The 14,722-nt window shown below is 29.6% G+C and carries 17 protein-coding genes and 1 tRNA gene; 16 read left to right on the forward strand and 2 right to left on the reverse strand.

Annotated elements, in window-relative coordinates:
- The first annotated feature begins 31 nt into the window (after positions 1 to 31).
- The 11 genes from ACGHJ8_RS01950 to ACGHJ8_RS02000 all read left to right on the forward strand — a co-directional run bounded on the left by ACGHJ8_RS01950 (position 32) and on the right by ACGHJ8_RS02000 (position 8,069).
- Positions 32 to 838 carry an HAD family hydrolase gene (locus tag ACGHJ8_RS01950; protein ID WP_162607619.1) on the forward strand — a complete coding sequence of 269 codons (807 nt, stop codon included), beginning with the start codon at positions 32 to 34 and terminating at the stop codon, positions 836 to 838.
- On the forward strand, positions 839 to 1,777 hold the full coding sequence (locus tag ACGHJ8_RS01955; RefSeq protein WP_390541393.1) for an AEC family transporter: 939 nt from the start codon (positions 839 to 841) through the stop codon (positions 1,775 to 1,777).
- Positions 1,778 to 1,793: 16 nt separating this feature from the next.
- Entirely contained in the window at positions 1,794 to 2,336 is a 543-nt protein-coding gene (locus ACGHJ8_RS01960) for an NUDIX domain-containing protein (protein ID WP_205089631.1), read from the forward strand.
- Entirely contained in the window at positions 2,333 to 3,067 is a 735-nt protein-coding gene (locus tag ACGHJ8_RS01965; protein WP_390541395.1) for an HAD family hydrolase, read from the forward strand. The genes ACGHJ8_RS01960 and ACGHJ8_RS01965 overlap by 4 nt, the downstream gene beginning before the upstream one ends.
- A 65-nt stretch (positions 3,068 to 3,132) precedes the next feature.
- Entirely contained in the window at positions 3,133 to 3,420 is a 288-nt protein-coding gene (locus ACGHJ8_RS01970) for a VOC family protein (protein ID WP_390541397.1), read from the forward strand.
- 91 nt (positions 3,421 to 3,511) lie between these two features.
- The gene (locus ACGHJ8_RS01975) at positions 3,512 to 4,837 is read left to right on the forward strand and encodes a putative ABC transporter permease (protein WP_390541399.1); all 1,326 of its coding nucleotides are present in this window, start codon (positions 3,512 to 3,514) and stop codon (positions 4,835 to 4,837) included.
- 104 nt (positions 4,838 to 4,941) lie between these two features.
- Positions 4,942 to 5,475, forward strand: coding sequence for a hypothetical protein (locus ACGHJ8_RS01980; protein ID WP_087357157.1), 534 nt, complete (start codon positions 4,942 to 4,944; stop codon positions 5,473 to 5,475).
- A 78-nt stretch (positions 5,476 to 5,553) separates the two neighbouring features.
- Positions 5,554 to 6,141, forward strand: coding sequence for an ECF transporter S component (locus ACGHJ8_RS01985; protein WP_390541401.1), 588 nt, complete (start codon positions 5,554 to 5,556; stop codon positions 6,139 to 6,141).
- Between the two features lie 39 nt (positions 6,142 to 6,180).
- Positions 6,181 to 6,257, forward strand: a tRNA-Thr gene (locus ACGHJ8_RS01990).
- A gap of 48 nt (positions 6,258 to 6,305) precedes the next feature.
- Complete coding sequence (locus ACGHJ8_RS01995) at positions 6,306 to 7,160, forward strand: YitT family protein (protein WP_205089637.1); 855 nt, start codon at positions 6,306 to 6,308, stop codon at positions 7,158 to 7,160.
- A gap of 66 nt (positions 7,161 to 7,226) precedes the next feature.
- Positions 7,227 to 8,069, forward strand: a complete 843-nt coding sequence (locus tag ACGHJ8_RS02000) for a Cof-type HAD-IIB family hydrolase (RefSeq protein WP_087357154.1) — start codon at positions 7,227 to 7,229, stop codon at positions 8,067 to 8,069.
- A gap of 288 nt (positions 8,070 to 8,357) precedes the next feature.
- On the opposite strand, the gene ACGHJ8_RS02005 is transcribed toward ACGHJ8_RS02000, so the two are convergent.
- Positions 8,358 to 9,572: an O-antigen ligase gene (locus ACGHJ8_RS02005; protein ID WP_087357153.1), complete on the reverse strand. Its 1,215-nt coding sequence runs from the start codon at positions 9,570 to 9,572 to the stop codon at positions 8,358 to 8,360.
- Positions 9,573 to 9,662: 90 nt separating this feature from the next.
- Between ACGHJ8_RS02005 and ACGHJ8_RS02010 the strand changes: the two genes are divergently transcribed.
- From ACGHJ8_RS02010 to ACGHJ8_RS02025, 4 genes are all read left to right on the forward strand, one after another.
- The gene (locus ACGHJ8_RS02010) at positions 9,663 to 10,586 is read left to right on the forward strand and encodes a TRM11 family SAM-dependent methyltransferase (RefSeq protein WP_390541404.1); all 924 of its coding nucleotides are present in this window, start codon (positions 9,663 to 9,665) and stop codon (positions 10,584 to 10,586) included.
- Positions 10,587 to 10,597: 11 nt separating this feature from the next.
- Positions 10,598 to 11,452, forward strand: coding sequence for a diacylglycerol kinase family protein (locus ACGHJ8_RS02015; RefSeq protein ID WP_087357151.1), 855 nt, complete (start codon positions 10,598 to 10,600; stop codon positions 11,450 to 11,452).
- Positions 11,453 to 11,525: 73 nt separating this feature from the next.
- Entirely contained in the window at positions 11,526 to 12,113 is a 588-nt protein-coding gene (locus tag ACGHJ8_RS02020; protein ID WP_390541407.1) for a hypothetical protein, read from the forward strand.
- 198 nt (positions 12,114 to 12,311) lie between these two features.
- Positions 12,312 to 12,530 (forward strand): DUF6465 family protein, encoded by a 219-nt coding sequence (locus ACGHJ8_RS02025; RefSeq protein ID WP_087244848.1) that lies wholly within the window; start codon positions 12,312 to 12,314, stop codon positions 12,528 to 12,530.
- A gap of 61 nt (positions 12,531 to 12,591) precedes the next feature.
- On the opposite strand, the gene ACGHJ8_RS02030 is transcribed toward ACGHJ8_RS02025, so the two are convergent.
- Complete coding sequence (locus ACGHJ8_RS02030; RefSeq protein ID WP_087357149.1) at positions 12,592 to 13,131, reverse strand: nitroreductase; 540 nt, start codon at positions 13,129 to 13,131, stop codon at positions 12,592 to 12,594.
- 102 nt (positions 13,132 to 13,233) lie between these two features.
- Here ACGHJ8_RS02030 and ACGHJ8_RS02035 point away from each other — a divergent pair, with 102 nt between their 5' ends.
- A complete protein-coding gene (locus tag ACGHJ8_RS02035) occupies positions 13,234 to 14,721 on the forward strand; it encodes a WG repeat-containing protein (protein WP_390541410.1) in 1,488 nt (495 codons plus the stop codon).
- Position 14,722 lies beyond the last annotated feature (1 nt).

Raw genomic sequence — 14,722 nt, forward strand, 5'->3', positions numbered from 1 at the left:
CTTGTATAATGAACATCATAGGGGGAAGTTTATGAGGTCTAAGTTATTATTTTTTGATGTAGATGGAACATTGGTTGATGGCAATAGAGGTATTTTAGAAATACCTGAAGGTGTTATTCATGAATTGAAAAGGATTCAAAAACAAGGACATAAAATATTGATTTGTTCAGGTAGACCTAAAGCCATGATGAATCAACATTTCTTGAAAGTCGGTTTTGATGGTTATGTTCTTGCAAACGGGGGATATGTAGAAATTGACGGTCAATCTATCTTTGAGGGTTGTATGGATTATGATTTATGTATACAGACAGTACAGATGTTAGAGGATTTAAAATGTGATTATATGATTGAAACAGCAAATTCTATTTATATTGATCATAGTTTTCAAGAACTTTATCAATTTTTCTCTACGAGAGGTTTTAAAGAGATGTTTAAACGTGATTTTGATAAAGATGAAGTTTTAAAAAGAACCATTAAAATTGAAGCTAATGTTACAAATAAAGATAAAGCACAAATAGAACAATATATTAAAGAAAGATTTAGTTGTGTTATCCATCATGATGAACATGGCAGTGAAAATGCTTTTGAGTTCTTTTCTCCAACTGTTTCAAAAGCTGTAGGTATTCAAAAAGTATTAGATTATTATCACATGAGTCGCCATGAAACTTATGCCTTTGGAGATGGAGTCAACGATTTAGAAATGTTTGAATATTGTGAAGTGGGTGTCGCAATGGGCAATGCAGTTGAATTATTAAAACAAAAATCAGATTTGATTTGTCGTTCTATTGATGAACAAGGATTAGAACGTATATTAAAAATCTTGTTTCCAGAGGATTAAATGGAAAACTTAATTTTTAGTTTAAATGCAACTGTCCCTGTCTTTTTCATGATGGTTTTAGGAATGATTTTAAAAAAGGTAGGATGGATTCATGAAAGCTTTGCTTCACAACTTAACAGATTTGTCTTTCTTGTTCCTTTGCCTGTTTTATTATTTCAAGATATTGCGACAGTTGACTTTCATAAAGCATGGAATTTTCCATTTGTTGCTTTTTGTTTTGTTGCCACTTTATTAAGTATTACGATTGCAGCTTTTATTTCTTGTACTTTGACTCAAAAATCCATAAGAGCTGAATTTGTTCAAGTCACATATCGTAGCAGTGCTGCATTATTAGGTGTTGCCTTAATCCAAAATATATATGGTCATTCTACAATGGGACCATTGATGATTATTGGGAGTGTTCCATTGTACAATATTTTTGCTGTGATTATTCTTTCATTTGGACAATCACAAAATTTAGATTTACAATTATTGAAAAAGACATGTCTAGGTATATTAACCAATCCTATTATTATTGGTATTGTTGTAGGGGTTATCTGGTCTTTATGTCATTTATCAATGCCTGTGATTTTATCTAAGAGTGTGTCCTACATAGCCAATACAGCAACACCTTTAGGTTTAATTGCAATGGGAGCTTCCTTTGAATTGAAAAAAGCCATTAGTCAAATGAAGCCTGCTTGTATAGCTACATTTTTTAAACTCATTGGCTTTTGTGCTATTTTTTTACCAATGGCTATTCTTTTTGGATTTAGAAATGAAGAACTTGTGGCTATTTTAGTGATGTTAGGTTCAGCTTCTACTGTTACGTGCTTTGTGATGGCAAAAAATATGGGATATACAGGTGTATTAAGTAGTAATGCTGTGATGTTGACAACATTATTGAGTGGTTTTACATTGACGTTTTGGATTTGGGTATTAAAGATTTTATCTTTGATTTAATGAAAGGAAAAGATACATGGAATATTTGGATATTGTTGATGAAAATGGACAACCAACTGGTCAGGTTGTTGAAAGAGAATATGCTCATCGTCATGGAATAAGACATCGCACAAGTCATGTCTGGCTATTAAGACAACGTGATGATATAGAAATATTATTACAAAAAAGAAGTTTAAATAAAGATTCTTATCCGGGTTGTTATGATATTTCCAGTGCAGGACATATTATAGCAGGGAGTGACTTTGAAACTTCAGCGTTACGTGAATTAAAAGAAGAATTAGGTGTTGAGGCAACGATTGGTCAACTGCATTATATTGGTACAAGCTATAGTGATAGCTTCCATATTTTTCATAAACAGCCATTTCATAATGTCCAAGTATCACGTGTTTATGTTTTATGGTATGATGGTGAAATGACACTTCAAAAAGAAGAAATTGAAAGTGTAAAATGGCTATCTTTTGAAGAATGTCAGAGGGTTGTTTTTGAAAATTTAATACCGCATTGTATTAAAAAAGAAGAATTAGAAATGATTAAAAAATATTTGGAGGAGAAAGAATGAAAGCATTAGCCAGTGATTTTGATGGAACTTTATATTTTGAAGATGGTGTGAAAGAAGATGATCGAAAAGCTATTCTTGCTTTTCAAAAGCATCACTTATTTGGTTTGTGTACAGGAAGACCATTGATTGGGGTACAACATTATCTTGAAAACTGTATTCAACCAGATTTCTATATTGTCAGTAGTGGGGCTTGTATTTTAGATAAAGAAGGTCATGTTTTATATGAACAGACTTTATCAAAAGCTATCACAAAGACAATTTTTGAACAATATCATGAAAAAGCAGAAGTGTCTATTCAAGCTGATTTTCGTATTTATACATTAGTTCAAAATTCTCAAATTCCTTTAGCTCAAACATATGTTGAATCTATTGATTGTATTGGTGATGATCATATTTTTGGATTATCTATAAATGCTGTTAATGAAAAACAGGCAAAACAATGGACATATGATTTAAATGCAACATATAAAGAAATTATGGCTTTTCAAAATAAGGAATATATAGATATTGTTAAAAGAGGATGTTCTAAAGGTGAAGCTATTAAAAAGTTAAAATCATTACTTCATTTAGATTATGTCTATGGTATCGGTGATTCTTATAATGATATTCCTATGTTGGAGAGTGCTGATTGTTCATTTACTTTTTATGATTCACCAGAAATAGTGCAAAAAGAAGCAACACATCTTGTATCATCTATTTGTGAAGCTATTGAAAGAATAGAAAGGGAATAATATGTTTTGTCAATTAAGGTCTTTATATCTATGTGTAGAAGATATGCAACGTGCTGTTGCCTTTTATGAATCTTTTTTTACAACAAGATGTGACTGTTTATGATGATATTTATAGTGTTTTTGATATTCATGGGTTTCGTCTAGGCTTGTTTGCCTATCAAAAAGTGAATGAAAAGCATTCTTTTGGAAGTAATTGTTTACCAAGTTTTGAATTTGAATCATTAGAAACATTAAATAAACAAATGAAAGGAAAGCTTGTTCATTTTCCTATGACACAAATTAAAGAGAATTGGGTTGTTGAAATTGTGGATAGTGAAGGAAATATTATTGAATGTACAACACCTGTTAAGTAAAATCGGAAATCTTTCTGATTTTTTTCTTTTTTCTTCATGAATTATTCATAAATATTCATTATGATATATACATTATCAATGGAGGAAAATGATGGAAAGTTTTATTTATGATCAGTTAGGAATATTTTTTGTTTATTCTTTTATAGGATGGTTGATAGGAACTGTACTAGCGGCTTACCGTCGTCATCGATTTATTGATGTTGGTTTTTTATATGGACCTTATTGTCCTTCTTATGGGATTTGTGGTGTTTTATTTGCAGTCCTTTTACATGATTTAAAAGGACAGTGGTTCTTTCTCTTTTTAGGTGGAGCTATTATTGTTTTTATGGTGGTTTATTTAACCGGTTTTCTTTTACAACAAATCTTTCATCATAAATGGTGGGATTGTTCTCATAAAAAATTTCAATTTGGAAGTTATGTTCATATGCCTTATACAATTCTTTGGGGGTTGATGGCAGTTATCAGTATAGAGTTTATTGAACCATTACTATTAGGTGTTTTACATTGGATTCCTATGTCTATAAGAGAGATAATATTAATTATCTTACTCATTATTATGGGGATTGATTTATTGGGGACATTAACTGGTATTTTAAGTACACGTTCACGTGTGAAAAAAGGTATTGTGAAAGATGTGTCTGAAAATATGCAAAAAACAGCAGATCGTTTAGGTATGAAAATATCAGAGTGGACATTAAAACACTTTGTATCTGCTTATCCTCATTTGGATAAAAAGGAAATCTTAAATACACCTCGTCCAAAAAAGAATGTTATTTTTGCGAAAGGATGTTCTTTTTATAAACTTGTCTGGTTGTTTTTTATAGGTGCTTTTTTAGGAGATATTGTAGAAACGATTTTCTGTTATATGACAACAGGAACACTTATGAGTCGTAGCAGTGTTGTTTATGGACCATTTTCTATTGTTTGGGGTATTGGTTGTGCTGTTTTGACTTTACTTTTATATCAATATCGTGATAGAAGTGATCGCTTTATCTTTATGTTTGGTACTCTTGTTGGTGGGGCTTATGAATATGCCTGTAGTGTTTTTACTGAAATTGTTTTTGGAACTGTTTTTTGGGATTATAGTCATCTTCCTTTTAATTTAGGTGGTCGTATTAATTTATTGTTTTGTTTCTTTTGGGGAATTGTTGCTGTGGTATGGATTAAAATGATTTATCCAGTTCTTTCATCATGGATTGAAAAAATCACATATAAAAAAGGTGTTATTATGACATGGTGTTTTGTTGTTTTTATGACTTTTAATATCTTGATGTCGGGATTAGCTTTATCACGTTATTCCCAAAGACAAAATGGCTTAAAAGCCCAAAATAGTGTTGAAAGATATATTGATCAACAATTTCCAGATCAAAGAATGGAAATGATTTATCCTAATGCAAAGTTTCCAGTTAAACGTTAAAATATATACTTTTACTTTATTTTTAACTTTATCTTAAAACTGTCTATACGTAAAATCCACATCTTTATCATAATATAGAATAAAAGAATGTGGAGGTTTTCAATATGGAAGTGATAGAGTTTTCTTATCCATTATTTATTTTGATTTCAATAGTTATTTTTTGTTTTATGTATTTCTTTAAGAAAAGAAGCCTTTTTTACGCATTATGTGTAGGATTATATGTATCATTTGTCATATGTATGTTGTTTTTTCCTTTTGTTTTAGATCCCGGTGGAGTTTACTATTTTGTAGAAGAATTAAGGTGGGCAGTTGATTTTTACCCACCTTCAGTAAGGTTTGAACTACTACCCGAATATGCGTTTTTTCATTTAGCATTATTTATTCCATTTGGTTTCATATTAAAAAAAGAATTTTCTCTCAAAAAAACAATCATGATTTCTATAGCTGTTATATTTGGTATAGAAAATGTTCAATTATTAATCAATTTTTTAAGCTATTATATTCAATATGTATATGATTTTGGAGATATCATTATTCATCTGTGTAGCACCACTATAGGTATTCTTATTTATTATCCAATCCATTATTTATATCCTCATATCCAGAAAACAATTATGAAATGGACAAATATTGAATAAACTTTTAAAAATATAAAATTGTCTATTTTCATATGGCTTGTAATCGTATATACTGTGGTATATATTGAGGTGATAGAGATGAATACGAAAATATTAAAGATTGTTGTTATTGGATTGATGGCAGCATTGTGTTATATATCATTTATGTTTTTACAAATTAAAATTCCTACACCGGGAGGATTCACATCATTTCATTTAGGAAATACATTTTGCGTATTGGCTTCCTTATTATTAGGTGGTGTACCGGGAGGTGTCGCAGGTGCTATTGGAATGGGAATAGGGGATTTACTTGATCCATCATATGTGATTGTTGCTCCTAAAACGATGATATTGAAATTAGGTATTGGTATCATTACAGGTTTTGTTGCTCATCGTCTTTTTCATATTCAGCATCAACAAGGAAAGGCTTTATGGAAGGCAGTATTCTTATCAACTTTTGCAGGAATGTTATTTAATGTGATTGGAGAACCGATTTTTTCTTATTTTTATACAGCTTTTATTTTAGGAGCACCCGACAATGCAGCCAAAGCATTAGCTTCATGGAATGCCATCACAACATCTATTAATGCGATTATAGCAGTGATTTTATCAACAATACTTTATATGGTTATATCACCAAGATTACAACATGTTGGTTTATTAAAGAAAATTGCACCAAAGGAATAGTGGAAATCTATTCTTTTTTGTATTATAATACTAACAGATGCCGACATAGCTCCAATCGGTAGAGCAGGTCACTCGTAATGATCAGGTTGCAGGTTCAATTCCTGTTGTCGGCACCATGTATTAAAACGCTTATGCGTTTTTTTCTTTATAAAGGAGAATGAAAGATGAAACAAGAAATTAAAAGATATTTTTTCATTGTTGTGGGATCGTTTATTTTTGCATTAGGTATTAACTTATTTGTTGTACCAATGCAATTATATAGTAGTGGGGTATTAGGAATTGCACAAATTATAAGAACAATTATAGAACAAGTAATAGGTAAAAGTACAATAGATATATCAGGAATTATTAATTTCTTAATCAATATTCCATTGTTTATGTTAGCTTATCGAACAATTTCTAAGCGTTTTTTTGTAAGAACATTATTATCAGTTATTTCACAAACGGTTTTCTTAACTTTTATTATGATTCCAACAACACCTTTAGTAGATGATATTTTAACAAACTGTATTATCGGAGGAATCGTAACAGGGTTTGGAATTGGTTTGACTTTACGTTGCTCTGGAAGTGGCGGAGGTTTAGATATATTAGGTGTATATTTTACTAAGAAACTTCCTCATTTTTCAGTAGGAAAGCTATCATTAGGTATTAATCTTGTTATTTATATGATCTGTGCCTTTTTGTTTCATATTGAAATAGCTATCTATTCAGCAATTTATACAACATGTTTTACCCTTGTATTGGATAAGACACATTATCAAAATATAAATGTGACATGTGTTATTTTTACAAAACATTTAGAAATTCAAGATAAGGTTTTATTGGAAATGGGACGTGGAATGACTTTCTGGCAGGGAAAAGGTGCCTATACAAAAGATGATACATATGTTATGGTGACTGTTATTAGTAAATATGAAGTGAATCATTTGAAGCATATTTTAAAAGAAATAGATTCACAAGCTTTTACTTTATTTTTTGAAGGTATGTCTGTAGACGGACATTTTGAAAAACGTTTGTAGTTTCAATTTATGAAATGGATTTTCATTTTCTATAAAAATTGGTTATGATAAAAAAGGGGTGGTTGAATGAACAAGAAACTAATATTTTTAGATGTCGATGGAACACTCACATTACCAGATGGTGAAGTATCACCAAAGGTTAAAGAAGCTATCCATCAAGTCCAACATAATGGACATGAAGTCTTTTTGTGTACTGGAAGAAGTTATGCTGGAACAAGACCATTATTTTCATTAGGTTTTGATGGCATGATCTGTAGTGCTGGGGGATATATTGAAGTGCATGGTCAAAAGATATTTGAAACATGTCTTTTAGAGGAAGATATTCGTCTAGCAAGAGATGTTTTTGAACAACATCATGTTTTATATAATTTGGAAACAAATCATATCACTTTTCAAGACGAAAAGATGAATTATGAATTTGTCAAACATCGTTTAAAAGATGGAGAAAATTTAAATTCCGAGTTACAACGTTTATTAAATGAACAAAAGGAACATTTTAATATACATCCATTAAAAGACTATGATAATAATCCTATACCTGTTCAAAAAATCTGTTTTATGTGTGAAAATGAAAAACAGTTAGAAGAACCAAAACGTATTCTGTCTGATAAGTTTCATTTTGTCATTCATGAAATCTTTTCACAAGATGTGATTAATGGTGAAATTATTTTAAAAGAAACAGATAAAGGTGTTGCAGTGCAAAAGGTTTGTGATTATCTTCATGTCCCTATCCAAGATACGATTGCTTTTGGAGATAGTATGAATGATTGTGCAATGATTCAAGCATGTGGACATGGTGTTGTTATGGGGAACGGTTCTCAGGAGTTAAAGCAATATGGGGATGCTATATGTGAAAGTGTACAGGATGATGGAATTTATCATGAATTGCATCGCTTAGGTTTATTTTAAAAAGTTGTCATAAAACGTTTATAACGTCTTTTGACAACTTTTTCTTTCTTTATATGCCATAGCTTCTCTTTGAAAATGTTTATAACCAAGATATGAAAAAATAATGAGGACAAGAGAATAACCAAGTGCAATTATCAAATCGAACTTAATGAAAAGCACTATGATAGCAAGAATCAAAAGCCAAAGTGAATGTTTATAACGCTGAAATTTTTCTTCAGGGTTTAAAGAATACCAGAACCATTTATGCATAGATATCACACTCCTCTTATTTATTATAACATAAAAAACCTACTTGCGTAGGCTTTCGTATTTATTCAAAGGTTTTTTATAGATATCAAAAGAACTTGCGATTAAAAGATATAAGAATCCTGTTTGAACAAAGAAAATAGTATAATCTAATAATCCATGTATAAAAATCATAACTGTAAAAGAAATCACTAAAGCGACAAGTGTCTTATCTATTTTTAATTTCCATAAATGATATAACCTTTGAATGTTAGAATAAATATAAGGAGCAATTGTCATTAATCCAACAATTCCAAAGCATAATAATGGATCAAGATAAATACTATGAGCATGTTCTGTTGGATGACCATTATATAATGAATAAATGTGCATATAAGTCATCGGTCCTTCACCAAATAATGGATGTGTGATAATGTTTTGAATAGCTACTTCCCAGATACCAGCACGTGTCATAAAATAATCAATAATATTATCAACACGAGGAAATTGTGATGGATTCAATAAGAAATAGATACATGCAAAAATAACAATACCTAAAATGACTGAACATGTTTTATAGTGTTTATCAACAATCAACATAATCAGTATACCACCAGCCAGTGCAGGCCATGCCGTACGGCAGGCTGTTAATAATAAAACAAACAGATTTAAAGCAATCACGGATGCATAATAAATAAATCTTTTCCATTCGAGTTTTATATTTTTTATTTTTAATATCTTATAAAATGTTATACATACAAAGAATTCAATCATCATAGCATAATAATTCGCATTAAAAAAAACAGAGTTAATACGGTCTTGTGGACGATTAAAAATCATAATTTCAAATTGATCAATATTATAAGAATTTAAAATACCAATATATTCAATGAGTCCATAAAGTGCAGCAAAAATACTTAAAACAATTAAACAATTTGTGATATATTCAAATAATCTTAAATTAATATGAACACGATAATAAAGAACAAAAGATAATATAACCAATAAACCAATACTACAGACAACTCCATAATAGTTTTGATAAATCAAAGAAACAATAGCACTTAATATACAAAAATAAATAATAAAACGACTCTTAGGAATTTGTTTATAAACATCTTGAATTTCACCTTTCCATAATAAACGAAGTGTTAAAAAAATAAGAATAGCTCCACACATATAAAAAGGTAAAAACATAGAAAATATAGCCACAATAATATATCTTTGATAATGTGTAAAATGTGTTTTTAAATAATCAATCCCAAAAATAAAAAACACCTCCCAAACGTATCTCTATTTTACAACATTTCTAAATTTATGTATACTATAAATAGTCAAGATAACAAAAATGTAAGAAAAGAGGGAAACATGTTTAAATATTTATATGTATATAATTATTCGCCTCATGAAAAAGATTTATGTGAAATGGAATTTAGATGTATTTTTCATGAAAATATGAAAAGTAAATATCATATAACAACACAGGATTTTGATTATACAAGAAGTGGTTATATAAGAGGAAAATTAAAGATTTTATATGAGAATAGTTGTTTCGATGAGATAGTTCATTTCATTGAACAACAGAATTATTGTTTTTATGATTTTAAAGTCATTTATTTAAAAAATGAGATAACCCATGTTCCTTATCGAGAATCACTGGAAAAATGTAAAAAGATAGCTTTACCTATTGCCGGTTCAGTCAATATGCATCATCCTCAAATCATATTAGCACTCACAAAAATAAATCAGATATGGTACTTTGGTATTTATGAAAATAATATGATCTGGAATCAACATCAAGATAAACCTTATTCATATTCTCACTCACTGGCTTTAAAAGATGCAAGAGCAGTTATGAATATAGCGTTGGGGAATGATTTATTTAAAACAGTTGTTGATCCATGTTGTGGAATTGGAACCGTTGTTTTAGAAGGGTTGAGCATGAAAGCAAACATTGTTGGATTTGATATTAATAAATATGTTGCCTATCAAGCAAGATTGAATTTAGAACATTATGGTTATGATCCCTTACTTATTCAAAGAATGGATATGAAAGAATTAAAGCAAACATATGATGTTTGTATTTTAGATATCCCTTATGGGGTATATAGTCCATTTACCTATCAACAACAATGTGAACTCTTAGAAAAGACAAGAGCAATTGCTGGGGAACTTGTGCTTATTTCTCACATCTCCATGAATAATAAATTAATGGAGATAGGTTATCATATTGAAAATCAGGCAACGATTCAAAAAGGGAGTTTTCAAAGATATATAACATATTGTAAGTAGGAGAGGGAAAGATGAAACATATTTTTATGATGCATGATACAAAACGTCATCATGATTTAGAAAGCATGATTCAAACAGTCATGCAAGATATTCCTTATGAGATTGTTTATACAACCTCAATGCAGGATAGTCAAAAATATATCAAGGCATGTCTACAACCATCTAGATTTTATGCTGTTGGAGGAGACGGAACAATCAATGGTCTTTTACAGGCACTCGTTTACACAGATCATGAACTTGTTGTATTGCCATTTGGAACAGGGAATGATTTTTGTCGTACCTTGACAAAAGAAAAAAATATTCAAAAAATACTTATACAATCCTTACAACAATCATCACAAAAAGTAGATACAATTCAAATCAATAATCGCTACTATTTAAATTCTGCCTGTTTTGGTTTGGATAGTATTATCGCAAATAAGGTCAAAGATATACCCAATATTCCATTGATTCCAGAATCACAGAGTTATATTGTTTCTATTTTTAAACAAGTTTTTCAATATGAAAAACAAAATGTGAAGATTGTCAGCAATGGTACATGTTTATTTGATGGACCTGTTATTTTATGTACATTAAATAATGGTCAATATTATGGTGGTGGTTTTCAAATTACACCTCAAGCACAAATTCAAGATGGCTATATGGATATTTGTGTTGTTGATTATGTACCTAAAATAAAGATTCCTTATCTGGTGACATATCTTTTAACACACCAGTTACATAAAAGACATGAAGTTCATTATTACAAAGTCAAAGAAGCAACTGTTTACTGCCAACAAAGTGGTAACTTGGATGGAGAGGAATACAAGGAAGATGTTTATCATTTTCATGTTTGCCCTCAATCATTGAATTTAGTGATGTTTTAATAAAAATAAAACCTTTCTTTTTTATATCAAAACACTATTTATAAGATATAATAAAAAAGAGGAAGTGATCATCATGAAAAGATTTGTTATTTTATTGATGTTGATAGTTTTCATGTGGGGTTGTCAAGAAAAAGAAATTGTTTCACTAACTGAAGTCAATCATCTTAATGAAACAGCGGATGAAATGCAAGACCGTGATTATGATTATTTCTTTCAAGTAGAAATTGATATTTCACGTAAAGATGTAAAAGTTATAGAAATAAGACATTATAAAGATGGAGAGATTATAGATAGACCGCTTTTATTCATGAAAACAAATGAAAATAGAGATGGGATACCACCGATTCAATATGTTTATATTGGATATCAATTTGAAAATTGTCAAGGAAGTCATCAAAATGTTGATTCTTTAAAGGTCACTTCTTATTTTTATGGCCCAGCTACTGAAACTATTGATGAATATCCAACATTAATCTTTGAAAGTATAGATGATCAAGTCGAATGTCAAAGAAATCAAATAAAATATTGTCAAATCATTGAAGAAAAGAATCAGAAATATTATATTTGTCCTATTTTTTTAGAAAAGAATGTGAATCAAGATTTATCAATTCAAGAAATGATAGATCAAGGATATGAGATGATTGTATTGGAGATAAGATAAATTGATAAAATATCTTGTTTATAGCGAGATTATGATAATATTTTTAACAAAAAGACTTAAAAATGAGGAATAAGTATAAAAAATTCAAGAAAAATTTGAGTATTTCTTAAAAAAGTGGTATATTGTTGGAGGTAAATGAAGTAATTTATTGCAATGTAAAACGCTTTCATTTATAATATGTATTAAGGAGGGGACGCAGTGAAAATTAAATTACAAGTACAATTTCATAATAAAAACGTTGAAACAACATCTATTGAGAAGTTAGTAAAAGAGGATGTTAAATCAAAAGGTGTTAAAATGACAACTATTGATACATTAGAGGTTTACTATAAACCAGAAGATTCTTCTGTATATTATGTTGCGACAACAAAAACTGGTGAAGTCGTTGGAAATGACCAACCATTATACATCGGTTAATCTTAATATTACAAACATATACCCAAAGAAAGAGGCTCATTTGAGCCTCTTTCTTTATCCCTTATTTAACAATATGAATACGATTTTCATTTTTATCTTTGGTAGGTGTTTCTTGATTGACATAACCAATAGAAGCACAACCAACAACTTGATGATTATGAGGAATACCCATTTTATTTAAAATATTTCTTACTTCATCAACATCTTGTGTATCACGGAGTTGATTGATCCAGCATGAACCAATGTTTAGACTTGTTGCTGCTAGAAAGATATTTTCCAACATACAGCTACCATCTTCTACACGTCTTGAATCATATTCAGGACCACTGACAATCAATAGTATTGGTGCATGATAAGAGAAATGATAAGTATCTGGTTTCTTTTCACCACGTTCTTCACTTACTTTTTTGATAGCTTCAGTGAGTTCATCAATATAGCTTGGATTGGTAATAGCGTAGATTTCACATAACTGTCTATTCATCGCACTAGGTGCTTGAATTCCTGCTTTTAAAATCGCTTGAAGTTCTTCGTCTTTAATCATTTCACTTCGATAACTACGACAACTTTTTCTTTGTGCAATTGTTTGTAATGTTTCATTCATTTTATATCACCTCTTGCTTTCTATTATAGTCTGATTGTTTGAAAAAACAATGCTAAAACATAAATTTTATGGTATACTAGGGGCAATAAAGGAGGAATATATGTGAAGAAGTTATTCGCTGGATTTATGGCATTCATGTTATTGTCTGGATGTAGTCAAAATCAAAAGGTACATTATTTTATGTTGACGAATGATCAAAAATTAAGTGCTTTATATAATTCTAAAGGTGAACAAATAACAGATTATCAATATCAATCTTTTGAAAAAGTTGGTAATCGTGGGTATATTATAACGAATGCTAAAAAGCAGGTAGGATTTATTGATTTAGATGGTGATGAAATCATTCCTGTTGGAGAATATGAAACACTGGAAAGTGTCGATGATATGTTTTATGCGACCAAAAAAGTGGAAAAGAAAAAAGATGATCAAAAAGAAAAATCAACTCAAAATACATTTGTTAAGGAAAATCTTTATGTTTTAAATGAAGATGGTGAAGTTTTATATCAGGCTGATAAATCAACGGCTATTATGCAAAGTGGATTACCTGTGATTTTAAAAGATAAAGAATATATAGTTTTATATCGAAATGGTGAAGAACTTTATAAAGGAAAAGAAGCTGTTACATATGTAAATCAGTATTCAAGTGCAAAATCAATTGTTATTGGGTTTAAAGACTATAATCATTTTTATTATTCTACTCAAGATGAAAAACAGAACTTTGATATGAAGATTGAAAAAGGAAATTATGAATTTTTAGTTCAAAATGATCAAGGATGTATACTCAATGATGAGAAATTAAAAAGTATGATTTATATTGATTTTGAAAAGCAGGAAGCTTCTCAAAATCATATAGCAATTAAAGATGCTTATTTTGATGATAAAGAAAATATTATTTTAACCCATGATGATAAAACATATATTTATCCAACGGGTGGTGTTCCTGTTTTAATTAATTCATATTATGTGAATGCCAAAACATATCTTGTACGTGAAGAAGATGTCTATGGGCCACATATGATTTATAAAAATGGTCTATCTAAGGGAAATCTTGAAAATTGTCAGCTTTATCCAGAAGTGATGTTGCTGTATTTTGAAATTTTCCCGGTTTATATACAGGATAAAGGATATGCTTACTATAGTTTTGATAATAAACAAGTTATTGATCAGATATACCTTGAAGCTCAGCCATTTGATGCCAGTGATACAGCTATTGTGAAAATTGATAATAAGGGATATTCATTAATTGATGAAGAAGGACAAATTTTAACAAAAAATACATATTATCGTATGGAGTACATAGGCAGTTCATATTATGTCGTTTATAATGAAAATGGTATGTATGGTATTATTGATACAACTGGAGAAGAAATCTTTCCTATTGAGTATACGTCATTACCAGAAACACCAATTATTGAATATAATGATGAAAATTATATGATGTTGAATAAAAATGGAAGAAGTTATATTTATGATGTCAATAATGATATGGAAGAATTATTTTCTATTGAAGGGGATTTGACTTTCCACCAAGAGGGATATTTTTCTGATGGATATCATTATTATACAATGGATGGAGAAAGTATAGAATAAG

The organism is Massiliimicrobium timonense, from assembly GCF_042850985.1.
Classification (GTDB): Bacteria; Bacillota_I; Bacilli_A; order Erysipelotrichales; family Coprobacillaceae; genus Allocoprobacillus.

Coding starts and splice junctions, on each gene's coding strand:
- ACGHJ8_RS01960 (WP_205089631.1), top strand. CDS start 1,794: ATGGAATATTTGGATATTGTTGATGAAAATGGACAACCAACTGGTCAG.
- ACGHJ8_RS02015 (WP_087357151.1), top strand. CDS start 10,598: ATGAAACATATTTTTATGATGCATGATACAAAACGTCATCATGATTTA.
- ACGHJ8_RS02000 (WP_087357154.1), top strand. CDS start 7,227: ATGAACAAGAAACTAATATTTTTAGATGTCGATGGAACACTCACATTA.
- ACGHJ8_RS01975 (WP_390541399.1), top strand. CDS start 3,512: ATGGAAAGTTTTATTTATGATCAGTTAGGAATATTTTTTGTTTATTCT.
- ACGHJ8_RS01950 (WP_162607619.1), top strand. CDS start 32: ATGAGGTCTAAGTTATTATTTTTTGATGTAGATGGAACATTGGTTGAT.
- ACGHJ8_RS02030 (WP_087357149.1), bottom strand. CDS start 13,131: ATGAATGAAACATTACAAACAATTGCACAAAGAAAAAGTTGTCGTAGT.
- ACGHJ8_RS01965 (WP_390541395.1), top strand. CDS start 2,333: ATGAAAGCATTAGCCAGTGATTTTGATGGAACTTTATATTTTGAAGAT.
- ACGHJ8_RS01970 (WP_390541397.1), top strand. CDS start 3,133: ATGAATCTTTTTTTACAACAAGATGTGACTGTTTATGATGATATTTAT.
- ACGHJ8_RS02020 (WP_390541407.1), top strand. CDS start 11,526: ATGAAAAGATTTGTTATTTTATTGATGTTGATAGTTTTCATGTGGGGT.
- ACGHJ8_RS01995 (WP_205089637.1), top strand. CDS start 6,306: ATGAAACAAGAAATTAAAAGATATTTTTTCATTGTTGTGGGATCGTTT.
- ACGHJ8_RS01955 (WP_390541393.1), top strand. CDS start 839: ATGGAAAACTTAATTTTTAGTTTAAATGCAACTGTCCCTGTCTTTTTC.
- ACGHJ8_RS01980 (WP_087357157.1), top strand. CDS start 4,942: ATGGAAGTGATAGAGTTTTCTTATCCATTATTTATTTTGATTTCAATA.
- ACGHJ8_RS02010 (WP_390541404.1), top strand. CDS start 9,663: ATGTTTAAATATTTATATGTATATAATTATTCGCCTCATGAAAAAGAT.
- ACGHJ8_RS01985 (WP_390541401.1), top strand. CDS start 5,554: ATGAATACGAAAATATTAAAGATTGTTGTTATTGGATTGATGGCAGCA.